This window comes from Kitasatospora sp. GP82, from assembly GCF_029892105.1.
GTDB lineage: Bacteria > Actinomycetota > Actinomycetes > Streptomycetales > Streptomycetaceae > Kitasatospora.
The window spans coordinates 1-20,119 of the sequence record NZ_JARZAJ010000037.1; the positions used below are offsets into that span (position 1 = coordinate 1).

Consider the following 20,119-nt stretch of genomic DNA (forward strand, 5'->3'; position numbering starts at 1 on the left):
CGGAGCGCGGTGGGTGGGGGTGGCCGGAGGCCGGCCTTTTCGGGGAGTGTGAGGGGTGTTTTGCCTGGTCAGAGTGTGTGTGGTGGCGCGCTCCGCGCTGGGGTGGTGGGTGCTGGTCGTCATGGGTCCAGTGTAGCGGGTCGGGGGCGGGGGTGCGCGGGGATGGATTCCGTGGCGGTATGTCAGTTGTTGCTGAGAGTCCGTCAGTTTTCAAGTGGTTTAGACCTATAAGGACTAGACCATAGACATTCACGAGTGGCGTAGACCAAATGGAACAGACCACTAAGCAGCACAACGGCCCTCCGGGCCGCACCCCGAAAAACCACACGAGAAAAGACCGAGACAGCCCTCCGGGCCAACCCCGAGAACCCACCGGAAAACACCACCACCAGAGAACAACAGCCCACTACAAAGACGCTGACAAGAAGTCAACAACACCGGAAACCACACCCACCAACAACCCACCCCAAGCCGCCACCGAAGAAGCCACCACCAAATCCACACCACCCGTCAACGCCCGAACCGACCAACAAACCGACACCGCATCACACCGGCGCCAGACACCCAAAGGCCCTCCGGGCTGAGCCCCACTGACCTCAAAGACAGCTGGCAACAACGCGGGGCCGGCTCCGGGCGGCCCGGCCACCAGGGGCGTGCAGCGGTGGAGAGCACCCGAGATTCAAGAGCGCGATCAGGGCCCTCAAGGGCCCGGTTCCGGCGGCAGCCGGAAGATCGTGATCGGCGCCTTGACGTGCCAGGCGGGCACTGAGTCAGTCGAACAGGCGACCCCAGCCCGGGCGGCGGAAGCGGCACATGCGGCAGGTACCGACGTCCTGTGCGTGTCCGTCGAATCGGCTTCGGACCCTGCTGCCCTGCTCTTCAGTCCCTGTGACGTTTCCGCAGGTCAGAGTGCATTTTGGTCTGGAAGGAGGGACTGAAGGGACTGAACGCTGCAGTTATGAGCGGATTTCTACATGTGGATGCTCGTTTATATGTGCGCGCGCATACATATCGGACAGGTACAAGATTCTGCTCATAATTAGGGAGTTGAGTCACTTCAGTCCCTGAGGCGGGCCGTGTACCCCACTTGACGTGCAGTTATCCCTAGGGACTGAATATGAGCGAGCCAGGGTTCGAAAGCGTGTTGAGCCCCTGCTGCAGGACTGCGGGACGCTCTCTACTGCGGTCAGGAGCTCGGTGCCCACTGCGCGGGCAGGGACCGTAGGTGTGGGCCCCCTCGGGCCGTGCAGGGCCGCTGAGGGCCCCGCACGGGCGTAGCCGGGTGTGGAGGTCGATGACGGACTGGACCATCAGGCCGCGTGTTCGAGGTGGCGTTCACTGGCGCCGAGCCCACCCGGATCGCCACCACGAGCCCCAACGATTTGCACCCCCCACCGGCCTGGACCCAGACGCCGCCGCCGGAGCCGATGCGTACAGCGATCTGACTGCGCTTCAGAACGCCCGGGCCGGTACTTCCCCGTACCCGAGCACTTCACCCGCGGGGACGCCGCCGATGTACGGGAGGCCCTGGCCCTCCTGCGGGGGGAAACGCTCCAGCGCACCGCAGGGACGGTGTCCATGGAGGTGGCCGGCGAGGAAGGTCTGTGGCTCCTCCACGAGAACCTGCCCGACCGCATCGAGGTGATCACGCAGCTGACGCTGCAGTTCGGCGAGCATGCAGTCGCCCTCGGCTCCTGCGTGGAGGTCCTCACCGTGAGGGAGATCCTCAACCACGACCAGGCGCAGCAGGCGATCCGGGAGCACGGCCGCGCCGATGTCCAGCTGGGCATTGTCAGGGACGTGCCGTGGCTGCGCTATCTGGGAACGGTGCCCCGCGAGTAGAGGGGTGCGCCCCTTCCCCCGCGTGTGGTCGGGGTGGAGGTGTGCGACGCCGTGCCCAGGTTGGGGAGGGCCGGCCGGTGGGATCGGGAAGGGTGGGGGCGCCGTGGTCGTCGGGGTTTTGCGTCGACTGCGTTGGCCTGGACCACCTCGGTCCCGGAACGTGGTTCCAGTAGCAGAGACCGAAGGGTCTAGAGGGACTGAGTTTGAACATTGGGCATGCCTTTCGGCGTGTCTCGGACCCCCCCGGGAGCAGCCGGATAGGGTTCGGGAGTTCAGTCCCTTCGGTCTCTCCAAATCAGGCATAACGTCTCACTTCTGCACAAAATGGCAGATCAGGCAGGCTCCGCCGGTGGCCTGGTGGGGCTGGACCGTCCGGGGGCGCGAACGTGGGGATCACGCCGCCGCACGCTAGGCTCTGGATCCCATTGCAGAACTCGGTCCCTTCGGTCCCTTTGGTCTCTGTCCGCCAACCGGCGGAAGCTGCTGGTGCCGAGACCCGACCCTACGAAGGACTGAACGTGCCCGCACCTGAGTCGAGCGGCCCACCCTCAGTGATGGCCGTGCGAGGGCTCAGGGAGCTCAGCCGCGAGCACGCCGTGGCCAAGCGTCGGGCTGCAGCGTCAGCTGCCCCCGCCCAACAAGCACACGGAATCGAAGATCTGATCACCGTCTCCCTCCCGGCGAGCGCTCTGCGCCCGCTCCACCTCAAAGGACGTCGTCCATGAGCGTCGCCGACACCCCGCGAGGGCTCGACGCCGCTGCCTCGGCCCAGCAGATGCTGGAGTTCGAGGAGCAGCTCACCCCGGCCTCACCGCTGCCCCACCAGAAGGGTGCCGGCGCAGCGGTCCGGGCAGAGGACGACGGCCTGCTGCCACACCAACTGACAGACCGGGGCAATGCCAAGCTCTTTATCCGCCTGCACAAGGACGTCTTCCGCCACGTCGAGGGCCTGGGGTGGTACGAGTGGGCGGACTACCGGTGGAGGCGCGGGGCGGAGAAGGCCGCGCTGTGGGCCGCCGGTGAGCTCGCTGAGCAGATGCCCGACAGCGACCCGGCGAGCATCTTCACCGACCGTGAGATTGCCCTGCACCGTCGGCGCTCCAGCAGCACGGCTGGGATCAAGAGCTTCCTTGAGCAGGCCAAGGCATCCCCCGACCTGTCCATGGCGGCCTGGGACCTGGACAGCGACCCCTGGGCGCTGTGCACTCCTGGTGGGGTGATCGAATTGCGAACCGGCGAGCTGCAGAAGCCCTCGCCCTTCGATGGATGCCACTCCCGAGCCACCAGTGTGGCGCCGGAGGACATGCCCACCCCCCGCTGGAACCGGTTCCTCGTCGAGACGTTCGGCGACGACCAGGCCGGCCGGGAGATGATCGACTTTCTGCACGTCCTGCTCGGCTACTCCACCACAGGCGACGTCGGCGGCCAGGTCCTGCCATTCCTCTACGGCGAGGGCAAGAACGGCAAGAGCGTCCTCCTGGACGTCATGCTGCAGCTCCTCGGCGACTACGCCGACGCTGCCCCGCCCGGCTTCCTGATGGACCGCGGGGCCTTCACGGAGCACTCCACGGAGCTGACCGAACTCCACGGTCGGCGTCTCCTGGTGTGCTCCGAGCTCAAGGCGACCGACCGCTTCGACGAAGCCCGCGTCAAGCTGCTCACCGGCGGCGACAAGATCAAGGCCCGCCGGATGCGGCAGGACTACTTCTCCTTCCCACCGACGCACCACCTGTGGCTGCTGGGCAACCACAAGCCGGAGGTCGGCACCGGCGGCTTCGCATTCTGGCGCCGCATCCGCTTGGTCCCCTTCGAAAAGACCGTCTCCGACGAGAACAAGATCGACAACCTGGCGCTGGAACTGGTCCGCGACGAAGGGCCCGGCATCCTCCACTGGGTCGTCCAGGGCGCCGTTCGCTACCACGCCCTCCGTGAGCAGCGGCAGGCCGGCGGCAGCCTGTCCGACCCGCTGGAAGGCCCCACTCGGGTCCGCCTGGCCACCGACGCATACGCCACCACCGAGGACACCATCGGTCGCTTCCTGACCGAATGCTGCACCCGCAACAGCGAGGAAGCCGAGCTGCGTGTCGAGCAGGGGCAGCTCTACGCCGCGTACGCTGCCTGGTGCAACTTCGGAGAGGGCACCCGCCCCACCAGCAAGCGCGCCTTCGCCACCCGCGTTCGCACGGACCTCGGCCTGGCCTCGCCCAACGACATGGTCAAGTCCAACGGGCGCAAGTTCTACCCGGGGATCGGCCTCCTTGTCGACTGAACGCCCGGCCCCGTGGGCAGGCGGCGTGTGGACACCCGTCCGCGCCGTCTACACCCGGCAGGCCCGCCCGCTCTACGATGCAGGCACCACCTACCCGTTCCTGCCCGCCACCCGTCTCCAGTTCCGGCCCACAACCACGAAGGAAGGCCCTCGGTCATGAGCTCGCTACTGGACCAGAGCGTTCTCAGCCACGAAGCGACCGTGGTCTGGCTGGAGGACCCGTCGGCCTTCGACTACGTACGCCAAACCATCGACAAAACCCCGCGCCGCCGTGGCAAGCCCCGCTGGCTCCGGGCCGGCCGCATGGTCGGCTACGCCGAACTCGACGAAGCCGCAGAAGCCGACCCCGACAGCGGCCTGCACCGCCGCCGCGTCTTCTTCCTCCTGCCGCACGACCGAGACCTCGACCCCGCAGGCCTCTATGCCGCTGGCGCGCCCGGCGAGGCCGTCGACCCCCGCACCGTTGAGCCCCGTACCGTCGGGGAGAAGACCCCACGCTCGCAACGCGGCCGGAACAGCACCCGCACCTAACCGGGGACGCGGCCGGCCCACTGCGGTCGGGGACAGCGTCCCGGTCCGAGACGACAGCTTCCGAGGACGAACCGGGGCAGGTGCGAAACCAATTGGATCCGAGGCCGGGCTCGAAGGCAAGCAGGGACCGTCAAGTTGAGCTGCTGCCGCTTTCGGCCGGGCTGCGACCAGAGAAGGTGAACCGGCCTGCAGTGCGTATCACTGTGATTCTCAGTAACAGTGATACGCACGGGTGTCTGCCTCATCAAGGGTCGTCAGACGCCAGCGGATGGTGTCCCAGGTAGGGGACGTTCAGGGGACAAAATGTCGAAGGGTTGCGACATCAATGTCGAGAGGTCTTGACATCGCCAGCCTCCACGGTGCCGTGAGCGATCCGTCGCACCCGAGCCCGGCAAGGGCGTAGCAGGGCCCGGAGGAGCGCCAGCGCGAAGTCCGAGACCATCGCGGCGGCCGCGCCAACGGCCGGGGTCCAAGTCGCTAGCTAGCCTGGTCCAGAGCACCCCGCGCCACCGAGAGGCTTGTCCGTGCGTGCAGACCGTCCCACCACGTCCGCTGGCGACCTTGGGCAGAGCCCCGGGGAGAGCGAGCTCATCGAGGACTTGCGCGGCCGCAGCGCCCACGAGGACCGCGCCGGGCTGATGCCCCTCGGCGGGCTCGGTGCCTACGAGGGCACCCTTGCCGTCGACCTTGGCGCATCGTTCCTCGGCCGACCGCTTCGTACGTCTCGCGACCTGCTGCGGCGTGCCGACCCCTGGGGTGTCCGGCCTGACGACGCGATGCGCGCTCTTGGCAGTGACAAGCTGACCGCGGTGAACTTCCTCGCCGGGCTCGTCCGGCGTGGCCTCCTCAGCGGTCCTAGCCCCGACGGCGAGGCGCAGGACGAGTACGGGCACGACTACCGCACCTGGAAGCTCACCCCGACCGGGAAGGTGCTCGCCTACGCCTCGGGCCGCCGGCCGTCCACCCGCCGCGCGGCCGAGGCCTTGGTGGCCAAGGTGCTCACGAGCGCGGCCTCGGTCAACGAGAACCCGGACGAGCGCCTCTGGTGGGTCCAGGAGATCCGCGCGGTCGGGCACTACGCAGACCCCGGCCGGGCGGAGCTCCTCCACGTCGACCTGGCCGTCCGGCTGCGGCCCCGGCTGGCCGACCGCGTGGAGCAGGCGAAGGCGGAGCAACGGCTGCACGACGACGCGCAGGACCGCGGCTTCACCGAGCGGGTCCTGGACATGAACGGCTACGGGCACTGGAAGACCCGGCTGGCCCTGGCCGGCCGGAGCAAGGCGGTGCGGCTGTTCATCCTCTCCCCCGGCGGCGAGGATGGCCTGCTGCTGTTCCAGGAACTACGTGACCTGACCATCGCCGCCGCTTCGCCCCCGGCCTACGAGCCGCTCGCCGAGCCCGAGCCGGCCGACCGGTGCTCGTGGTGCCAGCGCCAGGTCCCGGCAACCCGGGTCGCGGTCAAGGGCATGTCCGTCGGCCGCTCCCCGATCGCGCTGTGCGACGCCTGCCTGGCCCTGGGGCGCAGCGAAGGGGGCGGGTTCCTGGGCTCCCTGTCGGTGTTCGGGGCGGTGCACGACACGCTGGCCGCACTCTCCGCCGAGCCCTACCACGGTTACGGCTGCGCGCTGTGCGGCAACTCCGGCGCAGTGGAGGGCAGTTGGTGGCCCGAGCGTGACCGCCGGGACCAGGAGGAGCCGGTCACCCTGCGGCTGTGCGACGTGTGCCCGGGCCTGCTGGAACTGGCCGACCGGTCGGACCGGCCGCAGTGGTGGCGGGCCCGCCACGAGCTGGCCTGCCTGGCCGGGTTCAGCGCTCGCCTGCAGCAGGCGGCCGCCGTGCCCCTCCCCCGCAGTGAGGGTCGCGCGAAGCGCCGTCCGCTGCCCCGGCTCACGGATGTCCACCGCCAGCTACTCGAAGACGTCCGCGGCGCCGGAGTGCTCTCCGCACGGGACCTCTCCCGCCGGGAGGGCCGGTCCCGCCAGCAGGGCATCAAGCGGTGGGTCGTGCGCCTCGGGCACCTCATGCAGCACGGCCTGGTCGTCACCGTCGGCACGAACGGTGACGAGTGGACCGATCCGGTGCGCCTCGTGGAGGCCGACGAACGGGAGCTTAGGCGTGAGCTCCTCACCTTGTACTCCCCCGGGCCGGTGTGGGACGGGACCGTGGTTACCGAGCCCGAGCCGCCGGCAGACTGGAGCTCGCGGTGGGCGGCGCTCGAAGGCCTGCGGGCCGAGCGCGACCACCTGGCCATGACCGCCGCTGGCGCGACGGCGGGCCGGTCATGAGCGCGCGGTACGGCAGCAAGACGCCCGACCGGCAGACTCTGGAGCAGGCGGGGGTGGCCCTGCCCGCGATCCTGTCGGCCACCGTCCCGCTGGCCCGGCGCGGCAACGGCAAGTGGCACGTCGTCCTCCCGGAGGCGGCGAAGCGGTGGGGCGGCGGCTGCCAGCACGCCCGGGACTTCACCGTTGCCTTCGATCACCCCTTTCTGGACCAGCTGGCCGGCATCTGCGCGAAGTGCTCGCCCGTTGACGCGCTGGACGACGCCGTGCGCGGCCTGTGGCAGGCCTGCCTGGCGATCGTCGAGGCCGACGGCCGGGCCCGGGCGCTCGCCGGCCACGGCGGGCCCTGCACCTGGCCCGGGTACGCCCGTGCCCTCGCGGCCGGTGCCCACCACGACGACGAGACCGTCCGCGCCCTGCTGAAGCCCTGGTTGGACGACCCCACCGTCGGCTAGCAGGCCTGGATGGCACTGCGGGCCTGGACCGCCTGCGTCGAGCGCTCCCACCTCGCCCTGGCCGCCTACCAGGCCGCGGCTCCCGCGGCCGACACCACCGCCGCGATCAGCCGGGCCTGCGACACCGTGGCCGAGGAGCGGGACGTCCACGCCACCTCCCGCGCACTCGACACGGCCACCGGGCGGGGCAGCCGTTACGACTGGGAGCACGCCTCCCTGTGGCCGCTGGTGCGCAGCGCGTGGAGCGCGGCCCGCCGCCAGCGACGGACCGCCGGCGAGGCGCTCGCCTTCACCCTGGACCAGGCCGGAAAGCGCTGGGCGGGCGCGCGCGTCTGGGACGTCACGGTCCTACCGGACCCGCCGGCGGTTCCGGCCGGGGACTTCCCCTCGCCGTCCGCCTGGGCGGACGCCGTGCTCCAGGCGTGGTGGAAGGAGACCGTCACCACGTGGTGCACCCGACTGGAAGACGCGCTCGCCCCCGGCGCGGACGACTCGGACGAGCGCGTGCTGCTGCTCGTCCGGGACTGGCCGCTGACCCGGCCCGAAGATGAAGACCTCGCCTACCTCGCCCATTTCCCGCAGGCCGGCCCCACCGTCCCCGACCACCTGGGCGCCGACCCGTACGACCCCTACCAGCGCGAACCCCGGTACGCGGTGGTGCTCTCCGTCCCCCGGTACGCCGCCGACCAGGCCGTCGACCACGCCCGCCACCAGCGCGGCCGGATCACCGCCGGTGACACCCGAGCCAACGGGGACGAGACCGCGACCGAGGCGGCGGCCTCAGCCCTCCTGCGAACGGCCTACCCGTACCTGGCCGGGGACGCATCCACGTACGGTCCCGTCCCCGAGGCCTCAGCCGACGTCCAGGCGGCCCGCGCCGCCGAGCGCGCCGCCCGGGGCGACCAGGACCAGCTGCACTGGTCGGACAAGCGCCGGGACGAATCCATGTGGAAGTGGACCGATGCCTTCACCGAGGGCCGCTGGACCTGGGTGCCCGACGACACCGACGACGGCCCCGCCCGCCAGCAGCTGATCACCCTGCTCCCCCACTGCTACGACTGGGTGGCGATGCGACTGCACGTCGAAACAGGCCCGGCCGGCGCCACCGCGGTGCACACGCTGTTCGGCCCCCCCGAGGACTGGGACCCCCGCCGCGGCCTCCTGCGGTTTAGGCCCGTGGACGGCCATCGTGCCGTCACCGTGGCGCAGCACCGGATCATCGGCCTGAGCGGGGTACGCCACCGGCGGGGAGCGGGCCGGACCGTGCTATGGGAGGAGTACCAGAGTCCGCAGCCCCACCGGATCTGATGACCACGGCCGCGCAGGGCGGTGCAGCGACGGAGATCCATGCCGGAACATATGCCCATTGATATGTCTCGAATGGAAGCGTCACACCAGACTGAGTATCGCCGGTCTACCGATGGTTTGTGCCAGCGGCCCCGGTACTGGCGCTGGCCAACACCGTCATTAGCTACTCCGCTGAGAGCAGGGGTGGCCGGGCTGCCCAAGGTTGCTTTCGTGGCCAAGGCGGGGCTCGCGCACGGCTGGCAGGTCGGCCCACTCCAAGGCGGGCCCGCTCCGGTCTGCGGGCGCCCAGGCCGCACGCTGTCGCCCGAATCGCCCCGGCTCGGATGGTGGCTCGGCGCCGTTGTGCTGGTCCGAGGCAGGAGCAGATTCGCTGCCGGGCCTCTCGCATGGGGAGGCTCAGGGCCGATAACTGAACCGCAGCTGGACACTGCTGATTGTGTCCCGCGTTGACCGCAGATCCACCCAACACTGCTTTCGCTCGTCGCCGTGCGGGCAGCGGCACTCCGTTCGGGCGGCGGCCAACGGCAGGCCGAACACGGGGTCGGTGAGCAGCGCGGTGATCCGATCGTGCGGGAGTGACTGCCCCGGTCGGTACAGCAGTTGGAAGACCCAGTGCTGCTCGTCGTAGCGCCCGCCCTTCCAGCCGAGGCACGACCTGGGTCCGCCACCGGCCTGGAACACCGCGATACGGCGCAGGATGCCGCTGGGCAGCCAGGTGGGGTGCTCAGCATCCTGTAGGAAGCGGAACCCGCGGAGATACTCGCGCTCCTGGCTGGTGAGGGCCCCCTGCGGACCTGTCCACAGTGTGGGGTCGCCGTCTTGGGTGAGTCGAGCGAGCCGGGCGTCGGCGGCTTCTACCCAGTCGGCCCAGGAGACTCCGCGGAGAGTCACACTCGCTGCGGTCCCGGCGAGGTAGAGCGCCACGGCGCCGACGGCGGTCCGGCGGTACCTGAGCCCGGGGATCCCGCACAGCTCGGTGTCGCCTGCGGGAAGGATCCGTCCGGCGAGATCTTGGACGAACCGCGGGTCGCTCTCCACTGTGAGCGTCAGGTGATCCGGTGCCGGCCGGACGGCCGAGAAGCCGCACGGGTTCATGGTGATGACGTGCGGGCAGGCGCAGGCGTCGAGGATCCAGTGCTCGAAGCGGGCCTGGTCGGGGTTGTCCGCAGCCGGGATGGGCTGAGCCCGGCGATGCTGAGGAGCCAGGTCTCGCTGGGCCGCGTTCAGGCGTTCGCCGGTGTAGGCGCTGCGCTGGCGCAGGAGTTTGGCGAGGTTAGAAGCCATGGCATGTCCCTTCGCGGTGCCCCGGCCTTGGCGCGATGAGGGTGTGCCTGTGTGGGTGTGACTGCGTCTTTACCGGGATGTCGATCACCACTGGCTGGGGGATGCGAGCGCAAGGGCCGGTGCTCGCCAGCAGGGCCGCCGGGATAGCCCGACAGGATTCAAGCAGGTCGTGCACCCGAAGACCAGGAACTACCGAGTCCGGGCGGGCTCGGCGCGTCCCGCCACCACTCGTCAGCAACGGGAACGGGCGACCAATGCTCCGGTGTCGTGTCCCGCGTAAGGGACGTTCGGTTCGCGAAATGTCGGGAGGCTTTGACATTGGTGTCAAGACCTTGCGACATGGGACAGAGGACCGGGGGGCTTGACCACCGGGGCGCGCTACCGGCAGGACTTCCAGGAGCACCGCCGGTTCCACAGCCCGCTCCAACCGAGACGTGGGGCGTAGCTCCAAGCGTGCGACGAGCACGGTTACGACTCGCTAGCCTGATCCACAGCACACCCGCGCCACCGAGAGGTTGACCGTGCGAGCAGAGCGCCCCACCAAGTCCGGCGGGCTCGGACGGAGCCCCGGCGAGCGCGAGCTCCTCGACGAACTGCGTGGCCGGACCGCCCACGAGGACCGTCCGGGGCTGATGCCGCTCGGCGGGCTCTCCACCTACGAGGGCGCCCTCGCCGTCGACCTCGGCTCTCCCTTCCTCGGCCGTCCGCTCCGCACGTCCCGCGACCTGCTGCGCCGCGCTGATCCCTGGGGCATTCAACCTGACGACACGGTGCGCGCCCTCAACACGGACAAGCCGGCCGCGCTGGGCTTCCTCGCGGCACTGGGCCAGGCCGGACTGCTGAGCGGACCGGACTCCGAGGACGAGCCGCAGTCCGAGTACGAACACGACTACCGGACCTGGAAGCTCACCCCTCGCGGCCGCGTACTTGCCTACGCCTCTGGGCGCAGGCCGTCCACCCGCCGGGCCGCCGACGCACTGGTGGCCAAGGTGCTCAAGGCCGCCGCCGCGATCAACGAGAACCCGGACGAGCACCTGTGGTGGGTGAAGTCGATCCGCGCCGTAGGTCACTACGTCGACCCCTCCCGCGAGCAGCTCCTGCATGTCGACCTGGCCGTGCTTCTCCAGCCCCGGCTGGCCGACCCGCGCGAGCAGGCGAAGGCGGAGAAGCGGTTGCACGACGATGCACTCGACCGCGGCTTCACCGACCGCGTCCTGGACATGCACGGCTACGGGCACTGGCGAACCCGCCTCGCCCTGGCCGGCCGCAGCAAGGCCGTCCGCCTCTTCACACACCCCGACGGCGTCGAGGGCCGGGTGTTGTTCCTGGAGACCCGCGACCTGACCGTCAAAGTCGCACCCACCCCGGCCTACGAGGCGCCCGCCGATCCCGCGCCGGCCACCGGCTGCTCCTGGTGTCGACGCCAGCTCCCCAGCACCCGGGTAGCCGCGCGGGGTGAGTCGTTCGAACGCTCCCCGATCGCCCTGTGTGATACCTGCCTGTCCCTGGGCCGCAGCGAAACGTCCGGGTTCGTCGGCTACCTCTCCCTGTACGGGGCGGTACGCCAGAGCCTCGACGCCCTGACCGCCGAGCCCTACCACCCCGCTGGCTGCGCGCTGTGCGGCTACGACCGCGGGGCGGCGCAGCGGGAATGGTGGCCGAAGCGTGGGCGGGAGGAGCAGGCACCGGTGACGCTGCGGCTGTGCGACGTCTGCCCGGGCCTGCTGGAGCTGGTGGACCGGCCAGACCGGGAGGCTTGGTGGCGTAGTCGCCACGAGGCCGCCTGCCTCACGGGGTTCTACGCCCGCCTCCGGGACGCCGCCCGTGTTCCTCTCCCCCGCAACGAGAGCCAGGCCAAGCCTCGGAAGCTGCCCCGGCTCACCGAGGTCCATCGCCAGCTCCTGGACGACATCCGCGGCGCCGGGGCGCTCTCGGCCGTCGACCTCGCCCGCCGCAACGACTTCCGCAATCACCAGGACAGCAAGTGGTGGGCGGTCCGCATCGGACACTTGCTGCAGCACGGCCTGGTCGCCACCGTGGCGGACGGCGATCTGTGGACCGGCGGTGTCAGGATCGTCCAGGACGACGAGCGCGCTCTGCGGCGCGAGCTGCTCGCCCTGTACGTCCCCGGCCCGGTGTGGGACGGCACCGCAGTCACGGAGCCCGAGCCCCCGGCAGGGTGGACCGCGCGGTGGGCGGAACTCGAGGCGCTCCGCGCCGAATACGACCGTCAGGTCCTTGCCCCGCAGGCGCTGCCGATCGCGTGATCCCGAGGCGCCCGGCCGCCTACGATCAGGCGATGGGTGAAGGCTGGCCGGCCGGGGTTCGAGCGGTTCGGGCTGACAGTGGCCGGGGCCGAACACCTGGCTGGCTCGACGAGCCGGTCAATCTGCTGCCGTCTATGGGGGTGAGGCTGGGCTGCACCGGGCCGTTCACCGGAGCCCTCCTCGTCGATGACCGGAGCCTGCCTCCGAGTTGATCGAAAAGTCCTGTCTTGTACTGCGGGTTGACGCCACACTGGGGACCATGGTCCTCGAACTTCCCCGCCCGGCCGCGCCGTCCAGGACGCTGCCGCAGAACCCGATAGCCATCAACCCGATGGTGCTGCACGGGCGGATGCTTCTGGCGGTGCTGGACACGAACGCCCTTCTGATCGAGGCGTGCAGCCAGGCCAAGCACAATAGGCCCCACCACCCGCTGGCCGCGCTCGCCGGCACTCGGCGCGCGACTCTCTACGTGGCGCCGCACGTCCTGGAGGAGATCGACGAGCACCTGCCCAAGATGGCCCGGACCTTCGGGGTGCCGACCGGGGCGGCGGACGCCGCGCTGCGGGAGCACACCCTGCCGCTGGTGCGGGTGGTCGACCTGGAGATCCGCGACCACCTCGCACCGGGAACCCGGCACATCCTGCGCCGGATCCCGGGCCTGCCCAAGGCGCAGCAGGGGGACCCCGACGACGCTCCGACCATGGCGCTGGCGGAGCTCCTGGGCCCGAGTGTGCTGTTCACCCGCGACAAGGTGTTCGAGCGCTTCGGCCTCGCGGTCATGGATTCGCTGACGGTGGCGCAGACGCTGCTGCGGACGGCGGGCCTGGAGGCGAACGGGGCCAACGCGGTGCTTCTCGCCGGGTACGTCCTCGAGGCGAGCGCCGCAGGCATCGGCAAGCTCGTGGACGTCGCGGCCCGTCGGCCCGAGCTGACGGCGGCTGCGGTGGCCGGAGCACTCTGGTATCTGTGGCGGACCGGCCGACTGACCGCGGGATGGCGGCCGTTGCTGTCCGGGCTCTGGGACATCACGGAATCGGTGCTACAGGTGGTGGCCGATGCGAAGCAGGAGCACGCCGACCTGAGCGGGACGCTGACGGTGGTGGAGGCGACCGCGTTCCCGTCCGTGGAGCAGTCGGCCGCGCGCTGCCTGGCCCGGCACAGTCGGCCGCTCACCGCGGTGGAACTGCGGGACGCGCTGGCCGACCGCGACAACGTCTCGGTCTCGGCGGCTCGGCTGCGGCGGGAGATGCGTGCGCACCGCGCTTTCATGCGGCTCCCACGCGACCAGTGGACCATCGGCCGGCCCGCGATCAACGCCTGCGAGCCGTAGCAGCAGCCGCCATGACGTCGGACAGGCTTGTGCCGTCGGTGGCGACCCGGACGAGCGAGAACAGGGTGTCGAGGCTGTCGGCCGGGTCGGTCGAGGTCAGCGCGACGCACCCGCCAGCGGCGATAGCGGTCGGCTCCTCGTGGTGCTTGTCGAGTTCCAGGACCACGGCGAGTTCGGTGTGTACCGGCTCCAGCCAGGTGACTTCGAGCCGGATCAGGCCGCCCAGCGCCCGCCAGCGGGTGACCGTGTCTGCGCCGTCGGCGGGATTGTCGGTGGCCATGACGCGCATGAGGTCCTCGGCCTCGGGTCGCGCGGTGAGGTCCAGGACGAGGAGCGCGGGCTGGTCCGGAGCCGCGACGGCCCTGCGCAGGGGCACGGCCTCGGTGAGGAACCTGCGGATCTCGTCGCGCGCGAACACGGTGGCGTCGGCGGACTGCCGCTGCTCGTCGGTCAGGGCGAAGGCCAGGTCCCCGGGCTGGACGCGGTCCCCGATCGGGCTCGTCGCCAGCCGGGTCAGGCACTCGGTCAAGACCGGCTTCGCCCGCGGATCGCCCGGCGCCCCGTCCACGGCCTGCACCAGTGCGTGCCCGGCGAGCACCAGCAGGGTGAGGGCGAGTTTGGGCGTGGTGGCGGGCAGGCGCAGCGTGGGGTTGAGGTTGGCGCGGCGTGCGCGCAGGAAGCGCAGCAGTGGTGGCATGGCGGGGGTCCCCGTCCCCGCGGACTGCGACCCGCAGCCGGCCGAGCTCATCGCGTCCGCCGCACCCGGTGAGATGGTCCTGGACCTGTACGAGGTCGTCGCCGGGCTGCGGGCGCTGGCCGACCTCGACCGGCAGAGCGAGCCGTACCTCTACAACCCTCCTGCGGGCGGGCACTGGCGCCAGGGCGAGGAGTACCCCGAACCCGGCACGGTGAGCGCGATGCTCGGCGAGGACCACGTCTTGGCCGCCACCCGGCCCGGCGAGGATGCCAACACCGCGTCGGTTGACTCCCCCGCGTACCGCCGCCACCTCGCCGGCCACGCGATCGCCATCGACCCTCTGGCCGAGGTCTACCTCGCCGCCGCCGACGCCCTCCCCGGCCTGGTCCCGCTCCGCGATCGTCACCGCGCCGCACTGGCGGCGCTTCAGGCCGCCGACATCGCCGACCTGCTCCGCCACGACCCTCGAACGCCGCACCCCGGAGAGGACATCGCAGCGATCGTGCGGGAGCTGCCCGCCGATGTCCAACACCTCGAGGACTTCTTCGAGGGCTGGTACCACCAGCGGGAGGCCGACGCCCGCCCGCAGGGCCGCTGAACCGCTCACTACCTCGCCACGAGGAGCACTCCATGCCGTCCACCGGCGCCCCGTCCACCGAGTCCCTGGCTGCGCTCTCCCGGTTCTTCACGGACTGCCCCGACCTGATCGGGCCGACCGCCCTCACGACGGCCGCCTTGCTGCTCGACGACCTCAGCGGCGCGGCCCTCGTACACGGCCACACCGTCAACTCCCCGGGCATGAACTGGCTGGTCAACGCCGCTGCCGAGGCCACCCTCCAGCGCCTGCGCAGCCGGGAGCAGCCGATCCGGCCGGCGAGTGAGACCGCTCCCCTGCTGGACCGGCTGCGCGCAGCGCTGAGGGATGCCGGCCTGGATGCTGTGCCGGGTACACGCAGTGGTGTCACCGTGGCCGTCCCGCCCGGCAGGCCCACGTCGGTGTCCTCGTCGGAGCTGACGATCGCTCTGCACCGGGGATGGGAGCTGACGATCAACAGTGCTGGTAGCTCGGTCGTCTCGGTGCGGGCGCCGGTCACCGAGAACGGTGCAGTGGAGATCGCCGGGATCGTTCGCGACATCCTGTCCGGCGGGCACGGCAACCCGTTCCGCTGAGCTGGGCAGGCGGGGATCGTAGTTCCCAAGGGTGGGGGCCTGACCGGTCAGGCCCCCAGCCACCGGGTCAGGTCTTCGACCAGATGCTGCTGGATCTCGCAGACGAGCAGCACACGCCGTAGGAGTACCCCAGCCGCTGGGTACCGCCCGGGGCCGGGGGTCATGCGGCCGGGACGAACCGCCGGCCGACTCGTCCGGCCAGCCCCAGCGCGGCGACGAAAGCCACCGCAGTCACGACGGCGAACACCGTCACCGCCGCAGCGAGACCGTGCCGGACACCGACCCGGTTGACCACAGCCAGCACCACGTCGAAGGCCGCGTGCGCGAGCATGAGGGGCAGCACCGCGCGCGAGCGCAGGTACAGGAGCACGCAGATGACCGCCCACGGAACGAGCGGCACAGCGGCCAGCCCGTACTCCAGGTGATACGACAGCCGCGCTGCGGTCAGGAGGACCACGAGCACGACCAAGCCGACGCGGCGCAGCCGGGCGCTGGCGACCACCTCGCCGATCCGCCACGCGACTAGGACGGGCAGGACCAGCACGACGATCTCCTCGCTGACGCCGGCCGCCACGGAGGAGACCACGTCGCCCAGGACCGTACTGCCCCCGCTGCTGCCGGAGTACGAGGCCAAGGCACGGGAGTGAGCGCGGGCGAGCTCGAACAGCGCACCCACGAAGAACATCGGCGCCTCCGCCAGGCAGAACACCGCGCAGGAGGCCGCCAGCACTTCTCTGGCCGACATGCGGCGAAGGCCAACCGCCGGCGCCCGCTCCGCGACCCACACGAGCAGCCACGCCGGTACGGCCAGCCCAAGCCACACCGCGGACGCCCACAGCACGTTGTCTGCGGCCGCGTGGCCCTCGCTGGGGGCAGCGCCGGAAGCGGCCGCTCGCGCTCCCGGCCAGGCAGACCCGACCGTGTACGCCATGTAGACGATGGCGAGGGTCGCGGCGGTGGACCAGGCGATCGCACGCCCCTTCTCCCCCGCGCGAGGTCGGGGCAGCGGCACCCGGTCGGGCAGTACCCTCAGCAGCTTCTGAACGAACGTCACGCCCACCCCTCCGACACCCCACACCGAGGCCGGACCGCCCCGGGCCGCTGCTGCCGACGGCGGTTGCGCGGTCACGAGATCAGACAGCGGGCGGCGATGCCGCGCAGCGTACCAGCGGCTCTCGTGCGGCGCCTCGACCCCGAATCAGCTCGCGTCCCACCTGCCTCCGCGGCCTGCGCGCACCGGCCGGCCGTTCACTCCTGCAAGGAGACCGTTCTCGCAGCGGTCGGCCCGCTCTACGAGGCTGCCGCCAGGCGGGTGACGCGGTGTGCGGCGTCGGCGGCGCCGCGGATACCGCGACGCGCGTACATCGCCAGCTGCGGTTGCATGCCAGCGAGTTCGCGGCGGGCGCGGTGGGAGGCCACGCCGTCCACCAGGTCGAGGCTGCGGGTGAGGAGATCGACGGCCTCTTCGTGGCGGTCCTGGGCGGCGACCGCGCGGGCGATGTTGGCGAGGGTCAGCGCGCGGGTGCGGCGGTATGCGTGGTCGGTGCGGTCAGTAAGGGCGGCGCGGTAGTGGCGCTCGGCGGCGGCGTAGTGGCCCATCTCGGTCAGCGTGCGGCCGGTGTGGGAGGCGACGACGGCGTCGGTGGGGCCGGCGGCCGCCGCGTAGGAGGACAGTGCGTCGGTTCCGGTGAGGGCGGCCTCCCGGGCGGTGTCGATCAGGGCCGAGGCGGCACTCGGGTTGCCGCTGGCGCCGTGGGCGCGGGCGGCGGTGATGAGCAGCAGGGCCTCGGTGCGCTTGTCGACGCGGCCGCGGGTGCGGGCGAGGGCGGCTTCGGCGAGGCCGACGGTGCCTGTGGGGTGGCCGAGGTCGAGGGCCTGGTGGACGAGGGCCCGCATGCCCCAGGCGGCCTGGCCGGTGCGGTCGTCGGGGTCGGCTTCGCGGGCGAGGCGGACGGCGAGCCGGTAGTGGTGTTGGGCGGCGCCTTCGCGTCCGGCGTCGTGGCACTTGAAGCCGATGAGGGTGGCGAGGTCGGCGGCGGTGGCGAAGGCGTCGGCGCGGGCGCAGTCGTCGGCGTAGGTGCCGTGCAGCATGGGGGCGACGACGTCGCTCAGGAAGGTCCCGGCGACGCTGAGGCCGTGCCCGCCCCCCAGGAGCTCGTCGGAGGCCCGGAAGGTGGCGGTGAACTGGCGCACCGCCGTGGTCTCGCCGCTGCCGATCCGGCGGCCGGGGCCGGCGGCGGGCAGTGCCGCGGCGGTGCGGGGGCCCGGGGCCAGCGGGGCCAAGAGGGCCGCGGCGGAGAAGCCGAGGGCGAGGAAGTCGCGGCGGTCGTGCACGAGGAGCCTTCCGGTTTCGGTTGCGGCGGCCGCGAGGCCCAGGAGCATGAAGTCGGTGCTCGTGTCCTCGCCCAGGCCGATCTCGGCGACCGTGACGGGCCGCCGGAGTCTTCTGGACAGCGCCTCGGCGACGTAGGCGGGAGTGTTGCCTGCGGGGATGGCACCGGAGCTCACCCAGGCGTGGACGGCCGAGCGGGACGTGCCCAGCCGGACTCCGGACTCGGCCGCGACCGCCTTGGTGGCGCGGGCCAGTCCTTCGAGGGTGAGGCTGGCCGCTTCCATCGCGTCGGCCAGCTGCTGGTTAGGTGTTCTGGGTGTTGCCACTGTCCGCCCCCGGTGGTCGCGCCACCGACGGACCCGGCCGGTGGTGACCACGCTAGCGCTGTGGCGCACTCGCGGTCCGCGACTCTGCGAAAGCAGCACATCACTTACTGAACAGACGGGTTGACGGGGCGTCGGGCCCGGCGGAGGGTGGGCGGGGTCAGATCACCGGGGGGCGTCCGGCCTTGGTGAGGCGCCAGGCGGTGGCCCAGGAGATCGGGCTCCGCTCGCCGTGGCCGCCGCGCAGTCCCTCCCACAGGCCGGAGAACCACGGGAGCAGCGTACGCGGGGCGCGCCGGGCCCGCAGGACGGTGATGGCGACCCAGGTGGCGATGTAGACGGGGACCAGGGGCGCGGGCAGCCGCCGGTAGGCGACCCAGACCCGGTTGCGGGCGACCAGGCGCTGGTAGAGGGCGTGGCGGGCGGCGTCGATGGCGGGGTGGTGGACGATCACCTGCGGCGCGTAGTAGCCCGTCAGGCCCGCGTTCCAGCACCGCAGTGCCAGGTCGAACCCCTCGTGGTAGAGGAAGAAGTGCCCGGGCCACCCTCCGACCTGATCGAACGCCTGACGGCGGACGAGGACGACGCCTTCGGCCATCGCCGCGACGGTGCCGGGCCGGTCGGGGTCGGCGGTGCGCAGCCGGGGCACCCAGCGGCGGACGGTCTCCCCGGTGTCGGGGTCGGCGATCCGGGGCTGGACCCAGGCGGCCTCGGGGCGTCGGCGGGCCTCTGCCACGAGGCGGGCCAGGGTGTCGGGGGCGGGCAGGTGGGCGTCGTTGTCGAAGAAGAACACGAACTCGCCACCGCCGCCGGCGTCCGCCAGTTCCCGGGCGCCGATGTTGCGGCCCTCGGGAATGCCCACGTTCTGGGGCAGCGCCAGGGTCGTCACGCCGGCGGGGACGTGCTCGGGTCGGACGCCGTTGCCGACCACGATCACGCGCAGGTCGACGCCCTCCTGGGCGAGGAGGGACTGCAGCGCCGCCGACTGCTCGGGGCGGTCGTTCATGGTCAGGACGACGGCATCGACCGCGGCGGTCTCGGTCTCGGTGGGGCTCATGCGCGCTCCGGGGGCTGGGTGCCAAGTGGCGAAAGAGGCGGGGCGGTCCGGTGTGCACCAGTCAAGCGCCGCATGCCGGGCCGGGGGTAGGGGGTCCGGGCCGCGCGCGTGTTCATCGCGTTCATGATCGCCGCAGGCGGTGCCGGAGAGGGGCTCAGCGGGAGGCCGGGACGCGGAGTAGGTCGTGCTGCCACTGCGCCGGGTCCATGGTCTCGGCGGCGGCCGCCAGGCGCTGCGCGGAAGCGGTCCTCAGCGCCTCGCGGCAGCGCCGGACCTTGCCTTCCACCCGGTGCCCTTGGCGCAGCAGGCGCAGGCCCTGCAGGTAGCAGTCGAGTTTGTCCGCGTCGTGGGCGCACCTGGCCTCGGGGGTGTCGGCGTCCTCGAACTCGGCGATCGCGCCGAGCACGACGTCCCGGACGTCCGGGTGCGCGGCGGCGACCTGGTCGGCGGCCACGGTGCGGGGGTCGGTGGCGGTGACGTAGCGACGGGTGACGGGGGTCTGGTCGCCCGTGCGGGTCTCGGGCAGGTCGTGCAGGACGCACAGCATGGTGGTGCGCTCGGGGTTCGCGCCTTCCATCGCGGCCAGGACGAGGCCGATGACGGCGGTGCTGTGGCTGTGGTCGGCGACGGTCTCGGTCGCGGCCATCGGGACGCCGTCGTAGCGCCAGCCGGTGCGCGGCATCTCCCCCGCTTCCCGGGCCTCGAACAGGAGAGCGGCGGTTCCCATGATCCGGGGCTCGCTGGTTTGTTCGGTCACGTCACATGCTCCTGCCGGTGCGTCAGATCGTCTGCTGCAGACGGTAGTGGACCGGCTCCAGCGCGCGTGCCGATACCGGGCGCGCGGTGCGAGAAGGCCAGTGGTCCAGGAGGGCAGTTGTCGGGAGGCGGGGGCGAAGGCCGGCCGAGGCTGGAGGTTACGCCGCTCTCCGTACGTACGTCCGCCGGCCACCATCGCGCCACTTTTTCGATCAT

The 20,119-nt window shown here is 71.4% G+C and carries 16 protein-coding genes; 10 read left to right on the forward strand and 6 right to left on the reverse strand.

All coding sequences use genetic code 11. The features are described from left to right. Positions 1-1,578 precede the first annotated feature (1,578 nt). From P3T39_RS28560 to P3T39_RS28585, 6 genes are all read left to right on the forward strand, one after another. Positions 1,579-1,842: a hypothetical protein gene (locus P3T39_RS28560; protein WP_280702028.1), complete on the forward strand. Its 264-nt coding sequence runs from the start codon at positions 1,579-1,581 to the stop codon at positions 1,840-1,842. 721 nt (positions 1,843-2,563) lie between these two features. Beyond that, the gene (locus P3T39_RS28565) at positions 2,564-4,111 is read left to right on the forward strand and encodes a phage/plasmid primase, P4 family (RefSeq protein WP_280702030.1); all 1,548 of its coding nucleotides are present in this window, start codon (positions 2,564-2,566) and stop codon (positions 4,109-4,111) included. Between the two features lie 156 nt (positions 4,112-4,267). After that, positions 4,268-4,642, forward strand: coding sequence for a DUF6009 family protein (locus P3T39_RS28570; RefSeq protein ID WP_280702032.1), 375 nt, complete (start codon positions 4,268-4,270; stop codon positions 4,640-4,642). 524 nt (positions 4,643-5,166) lie between these two features. Next, positions 5,167-6,927 carry a hypothetical protein gene (locus tag P3T39_RS28575; protein ID WP_280702034.1) on the forward strand — a complete coding sequence of 587 codons (1,761 nt, stop codon included), beginning with the start codon at positions 5,167-5,169 and terminating at the stop codon, positions 6,925-6,927. Beyond that, positions 6,924-7,379, forward strand: coding sequence for a hypothetical protein (locus P3T39_RS28580; protein ID WP_280702035.1), 456 nt, complete (start codon positions 6,924-6,926; stop codon positions 7,377-7,379). The genes P3T39_RS28575 and P3T39_RS28580 overlap by 4 nt, the downstream gene beginning before the upstream one ends. A gap of 9 nt (positions 7,380-7,388) precedes the next feature. Further along, positions 7,389-8,687: a hypothetical protein gene (locus P3T39_RS28585; RefSeq protein ID WP_280702036.1), complete on the forward strand. Its 1,299-nt coding sequence runs from the start codon at positions 7,389-7,391 to the stop codon at positions 8,685-8,687. A 396-nt stretch (positions 8,688-9,083) separates the two neighbouring features. On the opposite strand, the gene P3T39_RS28590 is transcribed toward P3T39_RS28585, so the two are convergent. After that, on the reverse strand, positions 9,084-9,971 hold the full coding sequence (locus P3T39_RS28590; protein WP_280702038.1) for a hypothetical protein: 888 nt from the start codon (positions 9,969-9,971) through the stop codon (positions 9,084-9,086). A 521-nt stretch (positions 9,972-10,492) separates the two neighbouring features. On the opposite strand from P3T39_RS28590, the gene P3T39_RS28595 reads away from it, so the two are divergent. Continuing rightward, a complete protein-coding gene (locus P3T39_RS28595; RefSeq protein ID WP_280702039.1) occupies positions 10,493-12,238 on the forward strand; it encodes a hypothetical protein in 1,746 nt (581 codons plus the stop codon). 259 nt (positions 12,239-12,497) lie between these two features. Then, positions 12,498-13,568 (forward strand): PIN domain-containing protein, encoded by a 1,071-nt coding sequence (locus P3T39_RS28600; RefSeq protein WP_280702040.1) that lies wholly within the window; start codon positions 12,498-12,500, stop codon positions 13,566-13,568. Here the strand turns inward: P3T39_RS28600 and P3T39_RS28605 are convergent. Then, a complete protein-coding gene (locus P3T39_RS28605; RefSeq protein ID WP_280702042.1) occupies positions 13,549-14,265 on the reverse strand; it encodes a hypothetical protein in 717 nt (238 codons plus the stop codon). The genes P3T39_RS28600 and P3T39_RS28605 overlap by 20 nt on opposite strands. On the opposite strand from P3T39_RS28605, the gene P3T39_RS28610 reads away from it, so the two are divergent. Continuing rightward, positions 14,264-14,863 (forward strand): hypothetical protein, encoded by a 600-nt coding sequence (locus P3T39_RS28610; protein WP_280702043.1) that lies wholly within the window; start codon positions 14,264-14,266, stop codon positions 14,861-14,863. The genes P3T39_RS28605 and P3T39_RS28610 overlap by 2 nt on opposite strands. Positions 14,864-14,895: 32 nt before the next feature. Then, positions 14,896-15,435 carry a hypothetical protein gene (locus P3T39_RS28615; protein ID WP_280702045.1) on the forward strand — a complete coding sequence of 180 codons (540 nt, stop codon included), beginning with the start codon at positions 14,896-14,898 and terminating at the stop codon, positions 15,433-15,435. Positions 15,436-15,595: 160 nt separating this feature from the next. Here the strand turns inward: P3T39_RS28615 and P3T39_RS28620 are convergent, their stop codons facing one another. The 4 genes from P3T39_RS28620 to P3T39_RS28635 form a co-directional block, all read right to left on the reverse strand. Continuing rightward, the gene (locus tag P3T39_RS28620; RefSeq protein WP_280702047.1) at positions 15,596-16,489 is read right to left on the reverse strand and encodes a CPBP family glutamic-type intramembrane protease; all 894 of its coding nucleotides are present in this window, start codon (positions 16,487-16,489) and stop codon (positions 15,596-15,598) included. A gap of 236 nt (positions 16,490-16,725) precedes the next feature. After that, complete coding sequence (locus tag P3T39_RS28625) at positions 16,726-18,093, reverse strand: tetratricopeptide repeat protein (protein ID WP_280702049.1); 1,368 nt, start codon at positions 18,091-18,093, stop codon at positions 16,726-16,728. Between the two features lie 157 nt (positions 18,094-18,250). Beyond that, positions 18,251-19,147 (reverse strand): glycosyltransferase family 2 protein, encoded by an 897-nt coding sequence (locus P3T39_RS28630; RefSeq protein WP_280702050.1) that lies wholly within the window; start codon positions 19,145-19,147, stop codon positions 18,251-18,253. A gap of 154 nt (positions 19,148-19,301) precedes the next feature. Continuing rightward, on the reverse strand, positions 19,302-19,904 hold the full coding sequence (locus tag P3T39_RS28635) for an HD domain-containing protein (RefSeq protein WP_280702051.1): 603 nt from the start codon (positions 19,902-19,904) through the stop codon (positions 19,302-19,304). Between the last annotated feature and the right edge of the window lie 215 nt (positions 19,905-20,119).

Coding starts and splice junctions, on each gene's coding strand:
- P3T39_RS28565 (WP_280702030.1), top strand. CDS start 2,564: ATGAGCGTCGCCGACACCCCGCGAGGGCTCGACGCCGCTGCCTCGGCC.
- P3T39_RS28630 (WP_280702050.1), bottom strand. CDS start 19,147: ATGAGCCCCACCGAGACCGAGACCGCCGCGGTCGATGCCGTCGTCCTG.
- P3T39_RS28605 (WP_280702042.1), bottom strand. CDS start 14,265: ATGCCACCACTGCTGCGCTTCCTGCGCGCACGCCGCGCCAACCTCAAC.
- P3T39_RS28600 (WP_280702040.1), top strand. CDS start 12,498: ATGGTCCTCGAACTTCCCCGCCCGGCCGCGCCGTCCAGGACGCTGCCG.
- P3T39_RS28570 (WP_280702032.1), top strand. CDS start 4,268: ATGAGCTCGCTACTGGACCAGAGCGTTCTCAGCCACGAAGCGACCGTG.
- P3T39_RS28610 (WP_280702043.1), top strand. CDS start 14,264: ATGGCGGGGGTCCCCGTCCCCGCGGACTGCGACCCGCAGCCGGCCGAG.
- P3T39_RS28615 (WP_280702045.1), top strand. CDS start 14,896: ATGCCGTCCACCGGCGCCCCGTCCACCGAGTCCCTGGCTGCGCTCTCC.
- P3T39_RS28585 (WP_280702036.1), top strand. CDS start 7,389: ATGGCACTGCGGGCCTGGACCGCCTGCGTCGAGCGCTCCCACCTCGCC.
- P3T39_RS28590 (WP_280702038.1), bottom strand. CDS start 9,971: ATGGCTTCTAACCTCGCCAAACTCCTGCGCCAGCGCAGCGCCTACACC.
- P3T39_RS28580 (WP_280702035.1), top strand. CDS start 6,924: ATGAGCGCGCGGTACGGCAGCAAGACGCCCGACCGGCAGACTCTGGAG.
- P3T39_RS28560 (WP_280702028.1), top strand. CDS start 1,579: ATGGAGGTGGCCGGCGAGGAAGGTCTGTGGCTCCTCCACGAGAACCTG.